18 protein-coding genes and 1 pseudogene are annotated in these 22388 nt (G+C 37.0%); 9 read left to right on the top strand and 10 right to left on the bottom strand.

The genetic code is table 11. From position 1 onward, the window contains the following. Positions 1–22: 22 nt before the first annotated feature. On the bottom strand, positions 23–175 hold the full coding sequence (locus tag J2R98_RS06495; RefSeq protein ID WP_307067285.1) for a small acid-soluble spore protein P: 153 nt from the start codon (positions 173–175) through the stop codon (positions 23–25). 361 nt (positions 176–536) lie between these two features. Here J2R98_RS06495 and J2R98_RS06490 point away from each other — a divergent pair, with 361 nt between their 5' ends. Next, entirely contained in the window at positions 537–1406 is an 870-nt protein-coding gene (locus tag J2R98_RS06490; protein WP_307067283.1) for a DMT family transporter, read from the top strand. 228 nt (positions 1407–1634) lie between these two features. Further along, on the top strand, positions 1635–3818 hold the full coding sequence (gene katG, locus J2R98_RS06485; protein ID WP_307067401.1) for a catalase/peroxidase HPI: 2184 nt from the start codon (positions 1635–1637) through the stop codon (positions 3816–3818). Positions 3819–4107: 289 nt separating this feature from the next. On the opposite strand, the gene J2R98_RS06480 is transcribed toward katG, so the two are convergent. Beyond that, on the bottom strand, positions 4108–5412 hold the full coding sequence (locus J2R98_RS06480; RefSeq protein WP_307067281.1) for a chloride channel protein: 1305 nt from the start codon (positions 5410–5412) through the stop codon (positions 4108–4110). A gap of 376 nt (positions 5413–5788) precedes the next feature. On the opposite strand from J2R98_RS06480, the gene J2R98_RS06475 reads away from it, so the two are divergent. The 3 genes from J2R98_RS06475 to J2R98_RS06465 all read left to right on the top strand — a co-directional run bounded on the left by J2R98_RS06475 (position 5789) and on the right by J2R98_RS06465 (position 8334). Next, positions 5789–6463 carry a GOLPH3/VPS74 family protein gene (locus J2R98_RS06475; RefSeq protein WP_307067279.1) on the top strand — a complete coding sequence of 225 codons (675 nt, stop codon included), beginning with the start codon at positions 5789–5791 and terminating at the stop codon, positions 6461–6463. Positions 6464–6545: 82 nt separating this feature from the next. After that, positions 6546–6734, top strand: coding sequence for a hypothetical protein (locus J2R98_RS06470; RefSeq protein ID WP_307067276.1), 189 nt, complete (start codon positions 6546–6548; stop codon positions 6732–6734). Positions 6735–7134: 400 nt separating this feature from the next. Next, positions 7135–8334, top strand: coding sequence for an MFS transporter (locus J2R98_RS06465; protein ID WP_307067275.1), 1200 nt, complete (start codon positions 7135–7137; stop codon positions 8332–8334). On the opposite strand, the gene J2R98_RS06460 is transcribed toward J2R98_RS06465, so the two are convergent. From J2R98_RS06460 to J2R98_RS06425, 8 genes and pseudogenes are all read right to left on the bottom strand, one after another. Next, the gene (locus tag J2R98_RS06460; RefSeq protein ID WP_307067273.1) at positions 8310–9128 is read right to left on the bottom strand and encodes an AraC family transcriptional regulator; all 819 of its coding nucleotides are present in this window, start codon (positions 9126–9128) and stop codon (positions 8310–8312) included. The genes J2R98_RS06465 and J2R98_RS06460 overlap by 25 nt on opposite strands. A gap of 111 nt (positions 9129–9239) precedes the next feature. Continuing rightward, a pseudogene (locus tag J2R98_RS06455) lies at positions 9240–9365 on the bottom strand (fructose bisphosphate aldolase); the annotation flags it as partial. 10 nt (positions 9366–9375) lie between these two features. After that, positions 9376–11847 (bottom strand): S8 family peptidase, encoded by a 2472-nt coding sequence (locus J2R98_RS06450; protein ID WP_307067271.1) that lies wholly within the window; start codon positions 11845–11847, stop codon positions 9376–9378. Between the two features lie 32 nt (positions 11848–11879). Then, positions 11880–13280: a S8 family serine peptidase gene (locus J2R98_RS06445; protein WP_307067269.1), complete on the bottom strand. Its 1401-nt coding sequence runs from the start codon at positions 13278–13280 to the stop codon at positions 11880–11882. Positions 13281–13480: 200 nt separating this feature from the next. Next, complete coding sequence (locus J2R98_RS06440) at positions 13481–14134, bottom strand: response regulator (protein ID WP_307067268.1); 654 nt, start codon at positions 14132–14134, stop codon at positions 13481–13483. Beyond that, positions 14127–14987 (bottom strand): GAF domain-containing sensor histidine kinase, encoded by an 861-nt coding sequence (locus J2R98_RS06435; protein ID WP_307067266.1) that lies wholly within the window; start codon positions 14985–14987, stop codon positions 14127–14129. The genes J2R98_RS06440 and J2R98_RS06435 overlap by 8 nt, the downstream gene beginning before the upstream one ends. Continuing rightward, entirely contained in the window at positions 14956–15951 is a 996-nt protein-coding gene (locus J2R98_RS06430) for a hypothetical protein (RefSeq protein ID WP_307067264.1), read from the bottom strand. Before J2R98_RS06430 ends, J2R98_RS06435 begins: the two co-directional genes overlap by 32 nt. A gap of 234 nt (positions 15952–16185) precedes the next feature. Further along, entirely contained in the window at positions 16186–17076 is an 891-nt protein-coding gene (locus J2R98_RS06425; RefSeq protein WP_307067262.1) for a fructose bisphosphate aldolase, read from the bottom strand. A 324-nt stretch (positions 17077–17400) separates the two neighbouring features. On the opposite strand from J2R98_RS06425, the gene J2R98_RS06420 reads away from it, so the two are divergent. From J2R98_RS06420 to J2R98_RS06405, 4 genes are all read left to right on the top strand, one after another. Further along, positions 17401–18672, top strand: coding sequence for a patatin-like phospholipase family protein (locus J2R98_RS06420; RefSeq protein ID WP_307067260.1), 1272 nt, complete (start codon positions 17401–17403; stop codon positions 18670–18672). Positions 18673–19003: 331 nt separating this feature from the next. Beyond that, entirely contained in the window at positions 19004–20512 is a 1509-nt protein-coding gene (locus J2R98_RS06415) for a malate:quinone oxidoreductase (protein WP_307067258.1), read from the top strand. A gap of 470 nt (positions 20513–20982) precedes the next feature. After that, entirely contained in the window at positions 20983–21729 is a 747-nt protein-coding gene (locus J2R98_RS06410; protein ID WP_307067257.1) for a methionine ABC transporter ATP-binding protein, read from the top strand. Next, the gene (locus J2R98_RS06405; protein ID WP_307067255.1) at positions 21722–22384 is read left to right on the top strand and encodes a methionine ABC transporter permease; all 663 of its coding nucleotides are present in this window, start codon (positions 21722–21724) and stop codon (positions 22382–22384) included. Before J2R98_RS06410 ends, J2R98_RS06405 begins: the two co-directional genes overlap by 8 nt. Positions 22385–22388: the final 4 nt, after the last annotated feature.

The following is a 22388-nucleotide window of genomic DNA, read 5'->3' as shown; positions in this document are numbered from 1 at the left end:
AGTAGCCAATATCTTTTGCAATCTACATATCATGATCCGATTTTTGTTTTTGCCGTGAATGATTTCCCTGTTTTACTTTGTGCGAGCCTTGCATTGGTTCGCCATATGGCTGTTTCGGGCCCTTTGGTAAATTTGGTTCTTTCTGCTGTTTTGGTCCTTTAGGTGTTCCGCCCATTTTTCGATCTCCTCCTTTGATGATTTATGAATAGCTTTTGACAAGGCGAAGAAATCTATACTTGAAAGCTAAATTCTCACCGTGATTGCCTAATCAATTTAATTCTGGTTCAATAAATTTTATTATTTACAAATTTCCATATTTAGGAGATATTAAATTCTAAAGCAATAAAAAGTTATTTTTCGTGTGAATTTGAGTTTAAATTGGTGATATAAGAGGAAATATTTTTAATACCTTTTTTAAATACACATATGTTTGGTAAAGGGAATTATTTTGCCATTGAGTTTAAGTTATTAAACCCTGATTGGTTTTAATTAGCATAAATGAATTGGTACTAAGACTGATTTGTAGGGGGAGTGCGATGAAATTTGCTGGTGTTGGCTTAGTTATGCTGGCGGCTATATGTTGGGGGATTACGGGTGGAATTGCTGATATACTCATGGCTAAAGGCTGGAGTCCTATTGTTATTTCGTTTTTTCGAGGGGCTGTAGGGTTTATATGTTTCTTCTTGTGGTTCCTTTATCGCTTTAGATTAAATTGGATCTATTCCACTCGTTTCTACATATGGTCCTTTTTAGCTGGCGTTGGTGTTGCAGGGAATTTTACTTTTTATTTTTTAAGTATCCAAGAATCAAGCGTTGCTGTGGCTGTTACTTTAATGTATACCGCTCCTATATTTGTCCTTTTAATTTCCTTTTTAATAGGTATAGAGCAATCGACTTGGTTTAAATGGGGATGCATTTTATCTGTCCTTATGGGGATCTTCTTCCTTACAGGTGCTTACAATACCGAATCGATTTCAGTAAGTTTTCTCGGGACAGCAGCGGGGCTGGCTTCTGGAATTTCTTATGCTTTGTTTATATTTGGATTTAAAAATGCCTCTTCGATCGGTAAGCCACAAGCCACTTTAACGATCGCCTTTTTATCATTTTGTCTTGTCCTTTTCCTATTCATGGACACTGAGGAAGCAGCGACTGTCGTGACATCAAGTGACATAGGTTGGTTCTTACTAATAGGAATATTAGGGGCCGGAATATCCTTTATTATATATCTTATTGGTCTTCGAATGACTACTCCAACAACTGCATCAATGGTCGCAATGGTAGAGCCGGTGACAGCTTCATTATTCGGGGTTTTGCTTCTCGGAGATTATTTGACGATCATTCAGCTTCTTGGAATGGTACTCATTCTCATTACGATCACGCTACTAAGTCTGAAGCAAGCGGATTAAGCAAAAATGGTTTAATAGGAACTAGGTCAAATCTAGTAATCTTGTAAGTTATTTATAATCATTATAATTAAACATTGACTATAAAATGATATATGGTATTATTAATTTAGGCTCACAATTAACTTTCGGTGAGCAAATTAAAGGCAAGCTATTTCCAAATATGTAATAATAATTAATAGAATAGTCCGAATGTTGGCTATTTAAATTGTATGAGGAGGGTAAATAATGATGGACGCAAAGAATAACACTAACACTGGAGGCTGCCCTTTTAGTCATGGTAGTGTTACGACTAATGAATCAAATGCTACTACTAATAAAGACTGGTGGCCAAATCAACTAAACTTAAGTATCCTTCATCAGCATGACACAAAACCTAATCCAATGGGTGAAGACTTTGATTATGTAGAAGAATTTCAAAAACTAGATTACAAGGCTCTTAAACAAGACCTTCACGATCTAATGACAAATAGTCAAGAATGGTGGCCAGCAGACTATGGTCATTATGGTCCATTCTTTATTCGTATGGCTTGGCACGCTGCAGGTACTTACCGTTCTGGTGACGGCCGAGGTGGCGGTGGAACGGGTAACCAACGTTTTGCTCCACTTAACAGCTGGGAAGACAACGGTAACTTAGATAAAGCACGTCGCCTGTTATGGCCAATTAAGCAGAAGTATGGTAACCAAATTTCTTGGGCTGACTTACTGCTATTAACTGGTAACGTTGCAATCGAATCGATGGGTGGTAAGACATTCGGTTTCGGTGGTGGACGCGCAGATATTTGGCACCCAGAAGAAGACGTCTACTGGGGTACTGAAACTGAAATGTTAGGTAATAACCGTTACGATGAAGATCGTGAGCTTGAGAACCCGCTTGCAGCTGTTCAGATGGGTCTAATCTACGTTAACCCAGAAGGTCCAGACGGTAATCCTGACCCGTTAGAAAGTGCTAAAGACATTCGTGAAACTTTCGCACGTATGGGAATGAATGATGAAGAAACAGTAGCTTTAACAGCTGGTGGACATACTTTCGGTAAGGCACACGGTGCAGGAGATGCAGCTCACGTAGGACCAGAACCAGAAGCGGCTCCAATTGAAGCACAAGGCCTAGGTTGGCTAAGTACACACGGTAGTGGAAAAGGCAGTGATACCATTACAAGTGGTATTGAAGGCGCTTGGACTCCTACGCCAACACAATGGGACAACACTTACTTTGACCTATTGTTTGGGTATGAATGGGAGCTTACAAAGAGCCCTGCAGGTGCAAATCAGTGGAGACCTGTTAATTCAACAGAAGATCACTTAGCTCCTGATGCAGAAGATTCATCTGTTAAAGTTGAGACGATGATGACAACTGCGGATATGGCAATGCGTATGGATCCAACTTATGAAAAGATTTCTCGTCGTTTCCATGAGAATCCAGAAGAATTTGCAGATGCGTTTGCTCGTGCATGGTTTAAGCTATTACACCGTGACATGGGACCTCGTTCAAGATATTTAGGTCCAGAAGTTCCAGAAGAAGAACTAATCTGGCAAGACCCAGTACCAGAAGTTGATTACGAGCTATCAGATGAAGAGGTAGAAAAGATTAAAACTTTAATCTTAGACACTGACCTTACAATCAGCGAACTTGTAACAACTGCATGGGCTTCAGCAAGCACTTACCGTGGTTCAGACCATCGCGGTGGCGCAAATGGTGCACGTATTCGCCTTGCTCCACAAAAGGATTGGGAAGTTAACCAGCCTGAGCAACTTGAAAGAGTACTAAATGTACTAGAAGAAGTTCAAGGTCACCTAGATAAGAAAGTTAGCATTGCTGACTTAATTGTACTAGGTGGTAGTGCAGCAGTAGAAAAAGCAGCACGTGATGCAGGCGTTGATGTTACTGTTCCATTCGCTCCAGGACGTGGCGATGCTACAGAAGAGCAAACTGACGCTGACAGCTTTGAAGAACTAGAGCCAGCTGCTGATGGATTCCGCAACTATCAAAAGAAAGAGTATAGTGTAAGTCCAGAAGAGCTAATGTTAGACAAAGCTCAACTACTAGGCTTAACGGCACCTGAAATGACTGTACTAGTTGGAGGTATGCGTGTATTAGGTACAAACCACAGTGGAACACAACACGGCGTATTCACTGATCAAGTTGGTACACTAACTAACGACTTCTTCGTGAACCTACTAGATATGGGAGTTGAGTGGAAGCCTGTAGATGGTAGCATTTATGAAGGACGTGACCGTAAAACAGGTGAAGTAGCTCATACAGCAACTCGTGTTGACCTTGTGTTTGGTTCAAACTCAGTACTACGCTCAATTGCAGAAGTTTATGCACAAGATGATAACAAAGAGAAGTTCGTGCGTGACTTCGTAGATGCATGGGTTAAAGTAATGAATGCAGACCGTTTTGATCTAAAATAAAAAATTAAAATAGCCTTTAAAAAGACGATCATACTAAATGATCGTCTTTTTTCTATTACAAACAATAGAATACATGATCCCGCTAACATTAGGAAATGAATACTTAACCCGTCCAACATGGATTTGTTATTCAGACAATGCAAAGGAGCTGCCTCAAGTAAAGGCTTTCCTAGATATAATAAAAAATAAGTATTGATCAGGAACAGAATTTATTGAATGCCACTGGAAAGAAGGTCGTATTAGTAATAATAAAAAGTGTTACAGTTAAGAAGACAAAAAGTTCAGCAATTTAGATATTCTTCGTTTTCTGAGCATTTTCGATCGTTTCCCCGTTAGTGATGTTATATAACGTGCTTTTTGGTTTATATATTTTTTGAGAAGGCCATAATCCATTGTGGCCTGAGAATATATAACTAACTAGGCAAACAATGAAAAAATATTCGACACCTTCTCCGTTAAATAACTCCATTGCTAATAGGAAGGCTGCTATGGGGGTGTTAGCACCTCCACAAAAAGCAGCAATCATTCCTATTGCAGCGAGAAAAGACAGCGGCAAGTCAAAAAACATGTGTAGGGTATTACCTAATGTTGCCCCCATAAAAAATAAAGGAATGGCCTCACCACCAACAAAGCCAGTCCCAAGTGTAACCGCTGTAAATAATAGCTTAGCTAGGAAGGCAAAGGTAGGGACATCTTCTTGAAATGATTGTTCTAACATATCAAGTCCTCGGCCATTGTAATCTTGAGAACCTACCATTAAAGTTAATACCACAATAATGATCCCGCCGGTAAAAGCTCTTTTCATATGATTTTTGTTAAATATTTTTTCAGTTACATTTTGTATGCCATGTCTTAATTTGCAGTATGTAATGCTGAGAAGACTGAAGATAACAGATAGAAGGACCACTGTTGCAATAGTTATAACAGATAGTTCTGGAACAGTCTGTATGATGAATTCTTCGTGTTCAACACCCCAAGCTGCAGTTGTCATGTAGTGACCGACAAAGCTAGCTACAAGGCAAGGGACTAAAGCGTCGAGTTTGATCTTACCTGAATTAGCCATTTCCATTCCAAAAATCGCTCCTGTTATGGGTGCACCAAAAGCTGAACCAAACCCAGCACCTATGCCGCTTTTGATAATAATTCTTCTATTTAGCTCGTTAAATTTAAAAAACGTGTTGACTGTTTCAGCTACACTACCTCCCATTTGTATAGCTGCACCTTCTCTCCCTGTTGAACCACCGAATAATACTGTTATAAAGGTACCTAAATAAACAATAGGTCCCATTCTTCGTAGAACTCTTTTTTTCCCGTGAACGCCATCTATCACTAAATTATTTAATTCAGCTGCGTCATGCAAAGTGTTATTGATACGTTGCTTTCCAAAGTTCATATATATGTAACCTAGGCCAATCCCCCCTAAAGGAAGCAGTAAAATCAGCCATCCGCTATCTTCTCGTACCTCTCCTAAAAAATCATTTGTATTTAGTAGGAAAGCTGTAGCTGAACCGACAACTATACCAATTATGCTTCCTAAAATTAACCATTGACCTAGTAATAAAATAAAGGTTTTATACTTTAGTTTTGCATCCATTCATCAATTTACCTCATTTCAGAACTTCTGGAGGCTTTTCTATATGCCTGCTATTTTTAACTGCCGTAACGTAATATATTTTTGCTAAAGTACTTAAAAATATTCGTGAGTGTAATTTTGCTAAAAAACTTACTGAGTGGAATGTTAATGATTATTTTCAATTGAATTGATCTTATGATCTTATAATGATTTACACACTGGCAACTCCCACGTGCTGTTAGTTTTAGCTCAATAACCTGTTTCACTTTTAGGACATATTAAATGCCAAAAAAACTAAACTGTTGTATGCTATTTACAAGACTATATTCTATATGCCACAACTTTTAACAATCATTAGTTTAATAGTTGCAATATTAAATACACTTGGAGGGGTAGAATGTTATTACCGAAACGGCTATTACTTTTAGCGACAAAAAGAGAAAAGGGGACGATTTATTTAAGAGCCTCATCTCGAATCAATTATGGCCTTGCAGGTGCTGTATTAATGGAATTGGCTTCAAAAGATAAAGTTGATATAAGGAAAAAGAAGTTGATCGTTGTCGACTCAAAGCCGACTGGGACAGCTTATCTTGATTATGCTTTAAAGCGAATTACTCAAGCAAAAAGTAATAAAAAAGCAAAGTACTGGGTACAAAAGCTCGGTAACAATAAATTGCGAAAGCAGGTTTATAGAGATTTGGTGGACGAAGACATGGTTAAGGATGACAGTTTTCATTTTCTCGGCATCTTCCCAATTCGTCGTTACCCAATTGAAAATGTTGAAGCGGTTGACCAACTCGTTCGTGATGTTCAAAAAGCGGTATTTACAGAAGAAATTGCTCAAGTAGAAGAAAATCGAACGGTTTTACTACTCGGCTTATTGAATACTTGTCAGCTCACTTCAATTTTATTTACATCAGAAGATAAAAAAGAAGCTAAAAAACGCATTAAGGCAATTATGGAAAGTAATGTTTTAGCAAATTCAGTTTCAGAAGCTGTACAAGCTGTCGATTCTGCAGTAGTGACAGCTGTAGCAGCAACAAGTGCAGCGACTTCAAGTTCGTCATCGTAAAATACTTATACATTAGTGACTCCAGTTGGTTGGGTTAAATATGACGTAAAATGAAACTGCACGTAAAGAGTGGAGGGTTATTATGGTTGAAGTAAAAAGGTTAATGCCTTTAGATGTTATTATTCATTTTATTATTTTAGTGGTTGGTTCTGCATGGCTATACCTAGGCTTTTCTGGAGCTTCAGAGAGCTTGTTGTATATCCTTCTAGGTAGTTTTTGTGTAGGAGAGTCCTTGTTTAGGTTCTATGTCTTATACAAAAGAACTAAATGAGTCATATTTCTCTTTTAGGAAGCCTTACATTGAGAAAAAGTAAGTTTTTTTATTGGAACTTAAATGAGTTTGAAAAAGTTTCAACGAATTGTTTTGATCACATTATTCTCAGTGGTATTGATCTTTATAATGATTTACACAGAGTCATTTTCAAGTGCTGTGACCTTTATGTCATCCAGCTAGTTTATACTTATATCAAATACAAATATTCTCTCAATATGAATAATTAGTACAGACAAAAAGCCTGTCTCACTTTTACGTGAAACAGGCTTCATTTTAACTTTTTATAAAACCTGGTCTATGTATACAAAGATATAGCAAATAAATTTATATGATTCAGCAAGATTGATGAAGAATGTTAACTAATCACCTCTTAAGATAAAAGGCGAGAGGTGATTAAATGTATGTTAAAGCATTGAAGAACAGAAACGCATTGTATTACATCTTGGGTGCTGGTATTACGAATGTTGGGAATGTAATTGCAGGAATGGCATTCTTATTTTTAGCTTATGAGTTAACAGAGTCCAACCTTCATACAACAGGAATTGCTATTGCTCAGGTGCTTCCCTATTTGTTCTTTGGATTAATAGGGGGAGTTGTTAGTGATTGGATTCGAAAGAAGAGACTTTTAATTATCTTTGATCTAATAAGAGCTCCTCTTATTCTTTCATTAGTCTTTTTCTTCTATTTAGACATATTGCAATATTGGCATTTGCTTGTAGCAAGCTTTTCAATTCAATTGTTAGGGTGTTTCTATAACCCTGCTCACAGGGCTTTACTTCCAATTATAGTTCCACTAGAGAATCGAACGTCAATCAATAGTTTGCTAGATTCTGTTACTCGCGGTGCCACAGTATTAGGTCCAATTATAAGTATTGTGTTAATCAACACGGTGGGGGTAATTCACTTTTTCACTATTGATGCAATTACTTTTCTAGTAAGTGCATTACTGATCTCTAAAATAAGTCTGAAGGAAGACCAAAAAGGATTAGCTGGGAAAGGAATTAAGGATGTTTTTCTCGCTCTAAAAAGTTTTGTTATATGGGTTAATAGACAGACCCAGTTAAGAACACTATTTATAGTTACATTTATCATGGTGTTTTTTAATACGTGGGTTTGGCAAGTTGGTCTTTTATTACAGTTAACAGCTACGATTAACAATGCAGAGGAATGGTATAGCATACTTTTAGGTTCGTTTGGTGTATGCGTCATTTTGGTTAATATTGTTGTCCCTTATGTATGGGAAAGGTTGGATCTTAAACATTATATAATTGCTTCAATTGTTTGGGGTGTAGGCATTTTTACAATAGGAATAGCCTATGCATTACCTATTTATTTTATTGGAGCAATTATTGTTGCTGTTGGGCTCCCTATTTCAAGTTTATCTAGGGTTTATTTACTCCAGTTGTTGTTACCAAATGATATGTTAGGAAAAGGGTTTAGCTTTAATGCATTCCTTCTTTATTTATCAAATGCTATTTCTCTTGGTGTGTTTGGATTACTATCGAGTTATGTGAGTATTAATATTATCTTTATCATATGTGGGTTAGTCATGGTGTTATCGGGAATAGGTTACTATCTTACCATTTTACGAAAATGACTTGGTGACTTTCCGTAAAGCATCTTAAACAAGCGGTTATATACATTGACTGATGAAAAACCACATTCTAAAGCAATCTCTAATATTGTTAGGTTAGTGTATTTTAATAATTGCTGGCTACGTACTAATCTATAAATCTGAAGCCATGAATAAGGTGAAATACCAATTAGTTCTTTAAAAACATGTGCGAATTGATACTTACTTAAGTTAGCGACTTTTGCCATGTCTTCTAACGTCCAATTGCTCTTGTAGTCTTGTTTTAGAGCAGTTAATGTGTTGAAAATAGGCTCATTTAAAACACTATAATACCTTAAGTTAATGTCTGTTAAATGGCTACTAACAGCGTTGTTTAAAAGTATAATACTTAAGTAAGTTAAATTGTGATCTAAAAAAGATTGTTTAACCATCAAAGGCTCATCTTCTAAGATTTTCATATGCCAAATGATAAATTGGGCCCATTGAGAGACGGGGTTCGTAAATTGAACTAATGAAGCAAATTGGACATCAAAGGGTTGGTTATATAGAGATGAAGATAATTCGTTTAACATGTCCTTATCTAATTCAACTAAAAATTTACTTTGATCGACAGCGATTTGTTTATGGTCTTCACTAGGGTTGAACATAAGGAATTGATGCTGAGCTATTGTCATTTCTTGATTGTTTGTTTGGTAATTAGTTGCACCATCAATAGAAAATACAAATTTGTAACAATCGTCTGAACGCCATTCGCTTTCTTGTTTAAAATTTTGTTTTAGTAGAAAAAGCCCAACGTCGCTATTTAGTAATGTGTTCATTGAATAACCTCGTAGAAGTCGAATTTAATTACTATTATAGCACGATTAGATTAGCTAACAAAAAAGCCTGTTTCACTTTTCTCGTGAAACAGGCTTCCTTTATATACTCATTTAGTTTTTGTTAACTGACGCGTCATAGATTGAATCGACAGCTTCTTGCAGTGTGTTGTTAAACTCTTCTTCTGATTGGTTAACGTTTAATTCACTTGCTAGTGCACGAGAGAAGCTTACGATTAACTGCTCGTCATTATTTAAAGAAAGCTGCTTGGTAACGAGTGCTTGCAACTGCATACTCACCGCGAGTAACATCATCTGTAGGCGAGAATGTTGCATGTACTTCAGGTTCTAAGTCAAATGGTCCTTGTTTTAGTTCAAAGTGCGCATTCAAAATGTTTAAATCAAGTGCAACTTGAACATAACCTTTTAAGTGCTCTGGTATATCATCTTGGTCGTCAATTACTAAACGTTCATCCTTGTATTGAACTGTTACATCTCCATCAAAATTATTTGCTTCATTTTCTAATCCTAAGGCTTGAACGAGTGAATATGCTAGATCAGCTCGACTGACCGTACCTCCTTCATTGAATGAACCATTATCAAGTAACATAACGCCATCTAGATCTTGTGTAGTGTTACGTAGTGCAGATCCTCTTGCGGTTACAGCGGATGCGTATGGCTGTAAGTCGGAAGGCACTTCAGTGACATTTTTTAGTTGGTTTAAGTTTTGTCTTATATTTGCACCCATAACTAAATATTGAGCCAATTCACCACGTGTTAATTTATGATGAGGTTTAAACTTTCCATTCGAGTAGCCATCAACTAAGCGTTCACTAACTCCTAATTTTATAGCTTCTTCAGCAGGGTGCCCATCAATGTCATCCATTCCAGTGTATCCACTAATTGTTGTTTGTTTTATTGTGCCGTCAATTTCCTCAGGTAGTGCAATACCAAGCGGGTTTTCTTCAACACCGCGCAGTCCTACTAATTTAGCTTGCCATTCACCTGGCATGGGGTTACTTACCATTACAGTTCTGTCAAAAAATAATGTAAATAAAACAGAAATACCTGAGCTATACTCATTTCCTTCAGGGTCCACCAACACTAGATTGATTGGGTTACCTGTAGCTCCAATAACACCTTCTGCATCAACTCTTACGCTAATGGAATTAATTCCTTCTTCAACATTGAAGTGGTGTACATTACCTGAAGCGTATGTCACAGGGTTGTAATCTACAGTAAATGGCTCAGTTTTTGATTGAGTATCGACTGAACTGTTAAAGTCTTCGTTAATGTTTAATGTTGTACCATATTCTTTATTAAAAACTATTTGATCTAATGCAGCATATGCGTTTACATAACCTGCCCCTACTTCCCAAGAGTCATATCCTGACATGTTAGTAGCAGTTTGTTGTAAAATATGTTTAATTTCATCAGGTGAAAGTGTAGGGTCTGCTTCTAGCATTAAAGCTACTATACCAGCTACGTGAGGTGTTGCCATAGATGTACCACTTTTCACTGTATAGTAAGGCATGTATGCTGTTTCAATCATTTCAGCATCTTGTTCAGCGCTAATTACATTTAGCGGTGATATTGTCTTAGCTGAAATGACATCGACACCTGGTGCAACGACTGTAGGTTCATCTTTCCAACTCCATGTTTCACCATCTAAATCAAATGTTCCTCCAGCATCTTCCGTTCCGCGAGAGGAGAAGTCTGCTAAAGTTCCATCCTTAACACCTGCTCCGACTGAGATAACCCATGGTGCTTTTGCATAAGGGTTGTGAGTGTTTTCACCTGGCCCACTGTTACCAGCTGCGAAAAGTACCGAAATACCTCTGTCATAGGTTTTTTTACTTGCTACATTAACAGGGTGAAGTGGGTTAAAGTCACCTGAAGATCCCCATGAATTCGTAATTACTCGAATATCGAATTTTGTTTGGTTAGTAATGGCATAATCGAAACCACCAATAGCATCAAGAACAAATAACGCAGCACCAGAACCATATCCAATTAAATCGGCACCTGGTGCAACTCCTGCGTGTTTACCACCTGAGTGTGCGCCAGTACCGCCCACTGTACCAGCAACATGAGTACCGTGACCAGAGTTTGTATCCGTATTAGCTATGCCTTCTTGATACGTAATAGGGAGAAGTTCTGGCTCTAAAGCATTTAAATTAGCAGATGCCATAACATTCTCTACTAAATTGGACCCGTATTCGACATCTTTGTGTAAACCATCTACACCACTATCATGTACTACAACACCAATTCCATCGCCCGAGAAAGGCATTCCGTTATTTTCTTTATGGAAGTTAGAATCTGTTTGCAAGCGTTCTACACCTGTTAGGTCGTTAGATTCTGCATTATAGTATTCTAGTTCTTCATTTAAGAAAATTGATGTTATTTGCTGTTGTTCTTGTAGCAGTTCTATTTGTGATTTAGTTGCTACTAGACCTGCAATAGGAAGTGACTGCATAAATACTCCAGCCTCAATGCCGAGATCTTCTAGAGCACCTCTTTGACTTTCTGTGATTGGTTCATCTTGATCATATGTCACAACAATTTCTACAAGTTCTGTGTTATCAATGTTATCTAATGTATCTTTTAGGTTTTCACCTAAATGAGCTAAGGAATCAGCTTTAGTGGTTTGCGAGTTGAAAGGGACTAATAAAGCTAACACTAAAGTCATAATCAATAGCAGGCTAATCGATTTTTTCATAATAATTGTTAACTCCTTTCAGTTATTAAAGGTTATTTAGATGCTTTTTTGACAGCTAGATATGCATTAACATACCCCGCTCCCACTTCATATGGTTCATAACCCTCCATAGGTGTAGCCGTTTCCATTAAAATATTTTTAACATCTAATGGAGAGAGGGTAGGGTCAGTTTCAAATAGTAAAGCTGCAATTCCAGCTACGTGTGGGGCAGACATGGAAGTACCGCTCATAGTTGTGTAATAAGGTAAATATGCTGGTTCGATTAGTTCTAAGTCATCTGTTGTTGCCAGTAATGGGAGTGGTGATAATACACGTGTGGAGATGATTTTATACCCTGGTGCTGTCACGGTTGGTTGGTCTATCCATTCCCATGTTTCACCATCAACCTCCACTTGCTCCTTGACCCCTTCTGAACCACGAGAAGAGAAGTTTGTTAGCTCACCATCTTTCGTACCGGCAGCTACTGAAACAACCCATGGTGCTTTTTTGTAATTACCTGAAATTGTATCTTGTTCTGGGCCAGAATTTCCAGCTGAGAATACGGTCAAAATACCACGGTCAAATAGTTTTTTCGTTGCAATGTTAATCGGGTGATTAGGATCGAATGGTGTACCTGAATCACTCGTTGCTCCCCATGAGTTGGTAATGACACGGATGTTGTACTTTTGTTGATTAACAAGAGCATATTCAAATGCACCTAATGTATCTAAGATAGCTACACCTGCACCGGATCCGTAGCCAACTAAGTTTGCTCCTGGTGCTACACCTTCATGTTTCCCTCCAGATTTAGCTCCTGTAGCTCCAACTGTTCCAGCAACATGTGTACCGTGTCCGGAGTTGTTATCAGTCGCTTGAACATCTTCAACATACGTAATCGGTAAAACTTCTGATACAGCATTTAAGTTAGTGGCCCCTAAGACGTTTTGAACGAGGTTCGAACCGAATTTGAGGTCTTCATGTGTGCCATCTACACCACTGTCATTAATGACAACACCAATACCGTCTCCAGTAATGGGCATTCCATTATTATGCTTTTGCAGTTCTGAGTCTGTTCTAACATCATCAACACCAGTTAAAGCAGTTGCTTCAGCATTTTCATATTCAATAGCGCTGTTAAAGTAAACAGACCTTACAATAGATTCTTCATTTAGCTGTAGAATTTGTTCTTTACTTGCTAGTGCACCAGCTAATGGAAGTTCATTAAATACAATCGCTTGAGTAATTTCTAGATCTTCTAGTAAATGTTTACGTTCATCTTGAGTGGAAGAATGGAAGCCAACAATAATCTCGAGTTCATTAGTCACTTCTTGCAGTTGTTCTTGAAGATGGCTTCCTAGTTTATTGTTATTAGTTGCTTCTGCTTTAAAGTTCGTTTGGAAGCTAATTGACAATAATAACAATAAACACATAATAAGAATAAAAGGTTTTCTCATCGTATAATCACCCTCCTTATTTAAAAGTATATATTTTTTTCACAATACTGAATATTATGCATTAGTCTAATTCTGATCAAACTTAAGTATATACACATCTAATACTTAAGTATTAGATGACAGTTTAAAGGGGTATTCTAATTAGTTCTCAAATTTATGTTTGAACATCGTTTAAAAAGAAAACACCCAAGTTTAGAAGATTAGACTTCTAACTCGGGTGGCATTTTGACCAACTTATTTCTAACTGCATGAATAATTAATTGTGAACGGCTTTTTACTTTTAATTTTTTTAGTATATTACTGACGTGTATTTTCACTGTTGTATCAGAGATATAGAGTTGCTGAGCGATTTCTTTGTTGGATAACCCTTCAACGACCAACTGTAAAACTTCTTTCTCTCGGTTAGTCAACTCATTGACATCAGGTTCATTCTTTTTCTTCTGATACCAATCTACCAATTTTTTTGTCATAATTGGATGAATGTATGAATCACCTTTGTGAATGGTATAAATGGCTTCTATAACTTGTGGAGTTGGAGCATCTTTTAGCAAATATCCATCGGCTCCTAACTCTATTGCACTGTAAAAATAATCTTCTTGACTAAACATGGTTAATATAAGAACCTTTGTATCCGGTGAGAATTCCTTAATTTCTTTTAAGATCTCCAATCCATTTTTTTCAGGCATGTTTATATCTAATAGAACAATATGTGGTTCATATTCGGTGAGGTCTTTAGTTGTATTAAAATCTGAAGAGGCTTCTCCAATTACATTGATATGTTCTTCCATATTTAAGATGTTTTTCAACCCATCTCTTAAAACGATGTGGTCATCAATTACAAAGATGTTAATCATGAGACACAACCTCACTTTCGAGCTTTGGAATACTCAGGCTTATTGTCGTTCCTTCGTTTTCTTTACTCCGTATATCAAGGTAAGCACTTATCTTTTCAGCTATCTCATTCATTTGTAGGATTCCAAAATGTGGTTCACTTTCCGCTTTAATCATTTCGTGGAATAGAGAAAAGCCTACACCATCATCAGATATAGTTAGTAATATTTCATCCGTATTATAATATAGTGTGATTATGATATTTTTAGCATTACTATGCTTGATACTGTTTTGAGCGGATTCTTGGAAAATATCAAATATTGTCCTTTCAACCATTGTACTAACAGGATATGGCTTCCCTTTTAAATTGAACTGAATTGAGATTTCGGTCTCTTGTTCAAAAGATCTTAGTTTTTTATGAATAGCTGGAATTAATCCAGCTTGGTTCTTTTGGGCTGGTTTAAGTGTGTAAATAGAGTTTCGAACTTCCCACAAGGTAGTCCTTAAATGATCCATACATCGATTGAGATAATGTTCACTATTGGATGGTTCATTGTGAAGCATTCTCTTAGATGATTCTAATTGTAGTATAGACGCAGCTAGATTCTGCGCTATGCCATCATGGATGTTTCTTGCTATACGGTTACGCTCTTCCAATATGTGTTTTTCCTGCTGTTCTTTAACTAGATTTCTAGTTTTTAAAGTGGCTGCAATTTGGTTCGCTAATGTGGCAAGAACATTCTTATCAGCATCGATAAAACTTTTCGGTCGTGATTTAGCTAGTACAATCATACCTAGCGATTCGTTATCTAACCTTAATGGAGCATAAATAAACGACCTCATATCATTTGAAAAAAATGTGAGATAAAAGCCCATTCGGTTCACCAGGTTTTTGTTCATAGCTGGTCATAGATCTTAATTCATTTAAATGGTCTTCTATGTCGGTGGTCAGTGTCAATTTATTATTAGGATATGCTACTGTCCAGTTTTCGTCTTCTTTAATCACAAGACTTACTTCATCACAGTTCATAAAATTATTTAATTCCGTCATTGATTGACCAAATCGATCCTTCAACATATGAGTGTTCAAGTTTCTTGTTAGCCGAAACATTTTATTTAAGCGGTTTTTCTCAGTGTTTAATCGAACAAAACTTGACCCAATTAATGACATTGCAATAAGAGGGAACAGAAAGAAAAAATAAGAAAATAAGTCCACTTCACCTCTATTTTGATTTCCTAAAATGTAGAATATAATTCCGTATAAAAAAGAAAAGCCGCCACTTGCTAATTCTGAGATTAGCTTTTGTTTCCAATTATAAAATGTATATGGTTGTGGTCTTAACCATAATACAATGTCTACAAAAAGGTTATTGATTAAGTAAAAAACAATCAGAAACGTTGAATATATAATTAGACCATCTAATATATTGGATGTGAAAGTAATTTGGTCTATTGAGTATAAAGTTGTGACTAATATATGAGCTGAGAAAAGGCTAATAATTAGTTGAGCTGGATTGAATAAAACTGATCGAATAGGTCGTTTATGTAATATATTAACGCTCATGACAATCAAGCTGTATACAACAAGCATTAAAGGTAGACCATAGATTAATAAAACAATAAATATGATGGGGAAATTAATGGTAGAGAAACCTTTCCATACGGGAAAAGGGTAGTATTCAGTAACACCTAAAAAAAGGATGAATAGGATTAATAATAAAAGAGAGTCATATGTGAGTTCAATTCGAGTCGATGCTCCAATGATGATTGCCCAACCACTTAATGTAATGGTTAACATAAATAGCTTAGCAAGTAACTCTCTCTGTTGATGTTTAATCATTTAGCCCCTCCTATACCCTTAAGGTAATTTCAAAAGTGGAATTAGTATAACTATTCGAGTTTTTTTAGTGAATTCCTTCTATTTAACTCAGACAAAGAGATAGGGATCACGGTGCAAAAATAGGATAATATAATATTCGTTGTTCGCTTTCCTTCTTTTTACCGTCTGCTACTATTAAAATAAAACGTCCTATCCCCCTTTTGAAGAGGGTAGGACGTTTCTTCTTTGATGCTCTTAGTTTTTGTTAACCGACGCGTCGTAGATTGAATCGACAGCTTCTTGTAGTGTGTTGTTAAACTCTTCTTCTGATTGGTTAACGTTTAGTTCACTTGCTAGTGCACGAGAGAAGCTTGCGATTAGGTTTTCGTGGTCTTTTAACTTTTCGTTAGCTTCGTCACGAGTGTAACCACCAGATAGTGCAACCACGCGCACAACGTTTGGATGTTCAGCTAAGTCTTTGTAAAGGTTAGCTTTTGAAGGGATCGTTAGCTTAAGCATAACGTGCTCATCAGAACCTAGCTTATCTAAATGACTCTTAAGTTCAGCTTTTAGAATGTCTTCACATTGTTCTTTGTCAGAGCTGTTAATGTCAACTTCTGGTTCGATGATTGGAACTAAGCCAGCTTCGATAATTTTCTGACCGACTTCGAACTGTTGGTCAACAACAGCTTTAATGTTTTCTTCGTTTGGCTCATGAACGACTGAGCGCATTTTTGTACCGAACATTCCACGCTCATTAGCACGGCGTAATGTTTCATCAAGATCGTGGATTGGCTTCATTAGTTGAACACCGTTTTCTTTGTCAGCTAAGCCTTTGTCGATCTTTAAGAAAGGTACAATACCTTTTTCAGATAGGTAGTCACCCGTGTACTTACCTTCAATTTCACGATCCATCGTTTGTTCGAATAGGATCGCTCCAAGAATCTTGTCTGCATCAAAAGCTGGAGAAGTAATGATGCGTGTGCGCATTTGATGGACAAGGTCAAACATTTCTTCTTCGTTTGAGTACTGGTCTTCTGTTACGCCGTATCCTGCTAACGCTTTTGGAGTACTACCGCCACTTTGGTCAAGTGCAGCAATGAAACCATTACCGTTTTTCATTTTGTCAAAATGTGTTTGGTTCATGTCAAATCACTTCCTTATCGTCATTCTATATATTTCCCATCTACAATCATATCATTATCAACTACACCAGGTCTATTCGGAAAGCGTTTTTATTTTTAAAAAATCGTGATTTTATTTTTATAAGTCTTAATGCCTGAATATTCATAATTGACTAGGTGTTTGAACTTATTTTTGCAGGAGTAAAAGGCATATTGTCGAATGACAATATATACGGTCTAAAAAGGGCATACATTAATACTCTTCAAATAGCTACTTGGCACAAACTGAACTCGTAAGAAGCAAATATATTAACTATATAAGATTTTGAAGAGAGTAGGTATAATGATGAAGTTATCTACTGTTGAACCCGTTAAGAAGAAAGTAGGCTTAGCTCTATCAGGTGGAGGTTTTCGAGCTGCTTTATTTCACGTTGGGTTATTAGCTCAGTTAGCAGAGTTCAGAAAGTTGAAAGAAATAGATACAATCTCGACTGTTTCAGGTGGTTCGATTGTTGGTATGATTTATTATCTGCATTTGAAGAAGTGGCTAGAATCGAATGACCGCCCAATTCAAGACGAGGACTATCTTGGGATTGTTCAAGCTGTTGAGAATGATCTATTAAACATTGTTCAAAAAGGGTTTCGAACTTTCGGGTTTAGAGGTCTTCATAAGCTCTATACGATGACAGGTGATGAGTTAAGTGAAAAATTAGATGAAGTGTTTAAGAGCATTCTTAATGAGAAACACCATCTATCTTTAAATGATTTGAAAATTGAACCATTATATGGACAAAATAAACCTCCTAAAATAATCGTTAATACGACCTCGTTAAATAACGGTGAACTGTGGTTATTTACGAGTGAGGAAAATAGTCAGATTAAAGAATATTTAAATGAAATCGCGAAAGTTGAAGGCCATCATAATGATGAATCTCATTGTTTAAGTGGTTTTACCGTTGGAAAGGCCGTTGCTGCATCGGCTGCAGTCCCAGCGTTTATTAAGCCTGTTTCAATCAAAAAGGATTCTCTTGATATTCAGTTAGTCGATGGGGGAATTTTAGATAATTTAGGTACTAATAGCTTGTTAAATGAAGGTTGTAATCATTTGATCATAAGTGATGGCTCAAAATATTTGGAGGCAAAGCCTAAACCGTCGAACTTTTTAATTAACGTTATTGTAAGGACTCAAAACATATTTATTAACGCGATTGTAAGAAGTAACTTAAATAATATTGATATCGATCAAGAACATATTGATATGCGGTATGCGCTACCAAGGTACACAAGAGCTAATAAAGAACTAGGCGAAGTGAACCATGGGGTTGATATTAAAGTTCAACACTATTTATCAAACATGAGAACGGACCTTGACTCGTTTTCTGAAGTTGAAGCAAAATCATTGATGCTTTTAGGTTACAAGTTTGGGTTGGCAGAATTTAGCGATATGGATTTTTTAAGAAATTTAAACAGAATGAAGCTAAGCCCTGACCAAGACTGGCAGTTTAAATCAATGAAGCCAAGGTTTCAAAACCCTGATGAAGACTATTTAAAAGAATTAAAAGTCGGGAAGTATAGTTTGTTTAGGCGTTTTCGGAAAAGGTTTGCTAAGTTGGATTAGTTAAGTAAGACGATTTCTGTAACATTTAGGAATCGTCTTTTTATTTTCTCAGTACTAAAAAAGTTTTAAGTATAACATTAGTTGTGTTTATTTTTTCAAAATATTTAGATAAAATAGAAGGTGTTGAGTGGATGGAAACTATATGACGTATAAAAATTCCGCCTATTTTGTTGAACCTTAATATATATTTCAATCTATTAGTATTAGTGATAAACTTATAGTAGTAAAACTTTAAACTAGAGTAGTATGACAATTTTTATAGATTAGCCTTGCTAGACATTTGCAAGGTAAATACATCTTTTGGACAAAACGTTAAGGAGTTTGAAAGGACATGAGCAATAATACAGATGTGATCTTAATTGGTGCCGGCATCATGAGTGCAACATTAGGTTCTCTTATAAATGAATTAGAGCCAAGTTGGAATATTAAAGTTTTCGAAAAGCTCGAGCGTTCGGGTGAAGAAAGTTCGAATGAATGGAATAATGCTGGAACAGGACATGCTGCATTGTGTGAGTTAAACTACACAAGTGAAAATTCAGACGGATCAATTGATACGACCAAAGCGACTAAGATTAATGAACAATTTCAAGTATCCAAGCAGTTTTGGTCATATCAAGTAAATCATAACCAGCTTGATCGTCCAGAAGAATTCATTAAAGCTTTACCACACATGAGTTTAGTTCACGGTAAAGATAATGTTGACTATTTAAAGAGACGTTATGAAGCAATGGTTAGTAATCCGTTATTTACAGGTATGGAGTTCTCTGACGACCCAGAGCAAATTAAAGAGTGGACACCTTTAATTATGGAAGATCGTCAAGGAGAAGAACCGATTGCGGCCACTAAAATCGATGGTGGAACAGACGTTAATTTTGGTGCTTTAACACGTAAGACTTTTGATCATTTAAAAGAACAAAATGTAGAAGTTCACTATAAGCACAGTGTCGATCAACTGAACCAAAAAGATGACGGCTCATGGGAATTGAAAATTCGTAACCTAGAGACGAATACAGTGGAACGTCATACAGCGAAGTTCGTTTTTATCGGTGCTGGTGGTGGAAGCTTACACTTACTACAAAAGTCAGGTATCCCTGAAGGTAAGAATATAGGTGGATTCCCAGTCAGTGGACTATTCATGGTATGTAAAAATCCAGAAGTTGTAGAACAACACCATGCTAAAGTATACGGTAAGGCCCCAGTTGGCGCACCACCAATGTCGGTGCCACACCTTGATACACGTTATATTAATAATGAAAAGTCTTTATTATTTGGACCATTTGCCGGTTTTTCACCGAAGTTCTTAAAGACAGGCTCCATCTTTGATTTAATGACTTCTGTTAAGCCAAGCAACTTGTTTACGATGTTATCGGCAGGGGCGAAAGAAATGCCTTTAACAAAGTACTTAATTCAACAAGTGATGCTTTCTAAAGAAAAGCGTATGGAAACGTTACGAGATTTTATCCCAAATGCGAAAAGCGAAGATTGGGATTTAGTCGTAGCAGGTCAACGTGTGCAAGTGATTAAAGATACTGAAGAAGGTGGAAAAGGAACACTTCAATTTGGGACAGAGGTTGTCACAGCATCTGATGGTTCGATTGCAGCTCTACTAGGTGCATCACCTGGTGCATCAACAGCTGTGTCTGTTATGCTTGAAGTGTTAGAGAAGTGTTTCCCTCAGCAATTTGATGCTTGGGAGCCTAAATTAAAAGAAATGATCCCATCTTACGGTCAATCACTAGTTGAAAACCCAGAACTTATTCGTGAGATTCATCAATCAACTGCAGAAATATTAGAGTTAGATGAACAAGAAGTAGCTAATGAAGTAGCAGCAACAACATAAAAGGTGATGAGAAAGAGTTTGGGACAAAAGGAATGAAGTGTTGTGAAAACACGAACTTTTGATTTTTTGATGTTAGTTGAGCAGTTACTTAGCGGAATCAAAATGCGAAGACTCCTGCGGGAGCATAGGCAACGGTGAGACCCCGCAGTGCACAGCACGAGGAGGCTCATCAGCCGCCCCTGCATAGAAAACACTGCGACAAGCGACCGTAGGAAGCTTGAGCAGATGTTGCCCTTGTGCCCTGTGGGTAAAAGCGAAGCATTTTGATGGAGCGGTGATAAAAGATAAACCCGAACGAAGTCAAAATATGATTTCGTTCGGGTTTTGTTGATTAGTAATTTGTTTTGTCCCAGTCCCTTCTTTTTAAGTAGTGATTGAAATCTTAACTCTACTAAATGACAAGGGCGCGAACATGAGTTATAATATAAAAGTTCTTAATCACCTTTCATGCCATGGGAAGGGGTTTTTTTATGATTAAAATTCAAAATGTTAGTAAACGTTTTGGTGATTATGAAGCGATTAAATCAGTTTCTTTATCAGTTAATCATGGCGAAATTTATGGTGTTATAGGAGCAAGTGGCGCAGGTAAATCGACCTTATTAAGGTTAATGAATTTACTTGAAAGTCCAGACCATGGAGAAGTCATTGTTAACGACGATTCACTTACTAGATTAAAAGGAAGAAGGATAAGAGAAGCAAGGCAATCGATTGCGATGATCTTCCAACAATATAACTTGCTAGGTAATAAAACCGTCTATGATAATGTCGGAGTGCCATTAGAGTTATCAAAAGTACCTAGACAAGAGCGGGAAGACCGAGTGATGGAAAGCTTACAATTTGTCGGCTTGGACCATTTCAAAGACCAATACCCAGCTCAATTGAGCGGTGGTCAAAAGCAACGTGTCGCAATTGCGCGTGCTCTTGTTAATCAACCTAAAGTGTTGTTATGTGATGAGCCAACCTCTTCATTAGATCCGAACACAACGGCAGAAATCTTAACTGTATTGAAGCGGATTAATGAAAATTTCGGTGTGACGATTGTGATCGTTAGTCATGAGATGGAAGTGATTAAAAGTATATGTGAGCGTGTCACCGTTATGGCTAATGGTGAAGTATATGAAACGGTCGAAATAGAGCCAGCCGGTATTCAGAAGATTGATCGAAGTGCACAAGGGTTTGTTGAACGTCTCACTCATGGTGGTGATCATCATGCCTGAAGTGTTAGTTGAATACCAGCCGGAAATCTGGCAGTCAATTGGCGAAACGTTCATTATGGTTGGATTTTCAATTTTAGCTGCCGTATTAGTTGGGTTACCGCTAGGGACTTTCTTATACTTATGTCGTAAAGATCAAATATTAGAAAACCAAGCGGTCTTTTCTACTTTGAACTTACTCGTTAACGTGATCAGATCGTTTCCTTTCCTATTACTCGTTGTATTTATGATTCCGTTTACCCGTTTGATCGTTGGGACAGCATTCGGTACTGCAGCAGCTACTGTTCCATTAACTGTTATTGCGATTGCACATTACTCGCGTTTAGTTGAACAGTCGTTACTAGACATTCCTAAAGGTGTTATGGAAGCGGCCATTTCAATGGGTGCTTCTGTTAAAGAAATAATTTTTAAATTTTTATATGTTGAAGCACGCTCAGGCTTAGTGCTTGGATTAACGACATCAACGATTAGTTTTATTTCTTACTCAACGATTATGGGTGTTGTTGGTGGCGGAGGAATCGGTGACTTTGCGATCCGTTATGGTTACCAACAATTCAGAACTGATTTAATGTTTTATATGATTTTCATCATGGTTATACTCGTACAGTTGATTCAATTTACGGGAATAACGGCTGCTAGAAAACTTGATAAAAGATAGGAGA

Source organism: Alkalibacillus filiformis (assembly GCF_030814115.1).
GTDB classification, from domain to species: Bacteria; Bacillota; Bacilli; order Bacillales; family Alkalibacillaceae; genus Alkalibacillus; species Alkalibacillus filiformis.
The sequence above is the reverse complement of the archived record's forward strand: the minus strand, read 5'-3'. Positions and strand labels throughout refer to the sequence as shown.

Excerpts from the sequence above, each read along its gene's own strand:
- J2R98_RS06495 (WP_307067285.1), bottom strand. The coding sequence starts at position 175 with ATGGGCGGAACACCTAAAGGACCAAAACAGCAGAAAGAACCAAATTTA.
- J2R98_RS06490 (WP_307067283.1), top strand. The coding sequence starts at position 537 with ATGAAATTTGCTGGTGTTGGCTTAGTTATGCTGGCGGCTATATGTTGG.
- katG (WP_307067401.1), top strand. The coding sequence starts at position 1,635 with ATGGACGCAAAGAATAACACTAACACTGGAGGCTGCCCTTTTAGTCAT.
- J2R98_RS06480 (WP_307067281.1), bottom strand. The coding sequence starts at position 5,412 with ATGGATGCAAAACTAAAGTATAAAACCTTTATTTTATTACTAGGTCAA.
- J2R98_RS06475 (WP_307067279.1), top strand. The coding sequence starts at position 5,789 with ATGTTATTACCGAAACGGCTATTACTTTTAGCGACAAAAAGAGAAAAG.
- J2R98_RS06470 (WP_307067276.1), top strand. The coding sequence starts at position 6,546 with ATGGTTGAAGTAAAAAGGTTAATGCCTTTAGATGTTATTATTCATTTT.
- J2R98_RS06465 (WP_307067275.1), top strand. The coding sequence starts at position 7,135 with ATGTATGTTAAAGCATTGAAGAACAGAAACGCATTGTATTACATCTTG.
- J2R98_RS06460 (WP_307067273.1), bottom strand. The coding sequence starts at position 9,128 with ATGAACACATTACTAAATAGCGACGTTGGGCTTTTTCTACTAAAACAA.
- J2R98_RS06450 (WP_307067271.1), bottom strand. The coding sequence starts at position 11,847 with ATGAAAAAATCGATTAGCCTGCTATTGATTATGACTTTAGTGTTAGCT.
- J2R98_RS06445 (WP_307067269.1), bottom strand. The coding sequence starts at position 13,280 with ATGAGAAAACCTTTTATTCTTATTATGTGTTTATTGTTATTATTGTCA.
- J2R98_RS06440 (WP_307067268.1), bottom strand. The coding sequence starts at position 14,134 with ATGATTAACATCTTTGTAATTGATGACCACATCGTTTTAAGAGATGGG.
- J2R98_RS06435 (WP_307067266.1), bottom strand. The coding sequence starts at position 14,987 with ATGGGCTTTTATCTCACATTTTTTTCAAATGATATGAGGTCGTTTATT.
- J2R98_RS06430 (WP_307067264.1), bottom strand. The coding sequence starts at position 15,951 with ATGATTAAACATCAACAGAGAGAGTTACTTGCTAAGCTATTTATGTTA.
- J2R98_RS06425 (WP_307067262.1), bottom strand. The coding sequence starts at position 17,076 with ATGAACCAAACACATTTTGACAAAATGAAAAACGGTAATGGTTTCATT.
- J2R98_RS06420 (WP_307067260.1), top strand. The coding sequence starts at position 17,401 with ATGAAGTTATCTACTGTTGAACCCGTTAAGAAGAAAGTAGGCTTAGCT.
- J2R98_RS06415 (WP_307067258.1), top strand. The coding sequence starts at position 19,004 with ATGAGCAATAATACAGATGTGATCTTAATTGGTGCCGGCATCATGAGT.
- J2R98_RS06410 (WP_307067257.1), top strand. The coding sequence starts at position 20,983 with ATGATTAAAATTCAAAATGTTAGTAAACGTTTTGGTGATTATGAAGCG.
- J2R98_RS06405 (WP_307067255.1), top strand. The coding sequence starts at position 21,722 with ATGCCTGAAGTGTTAGTTGAATACCAGCCGGAAATCTGGCAGTCAATT.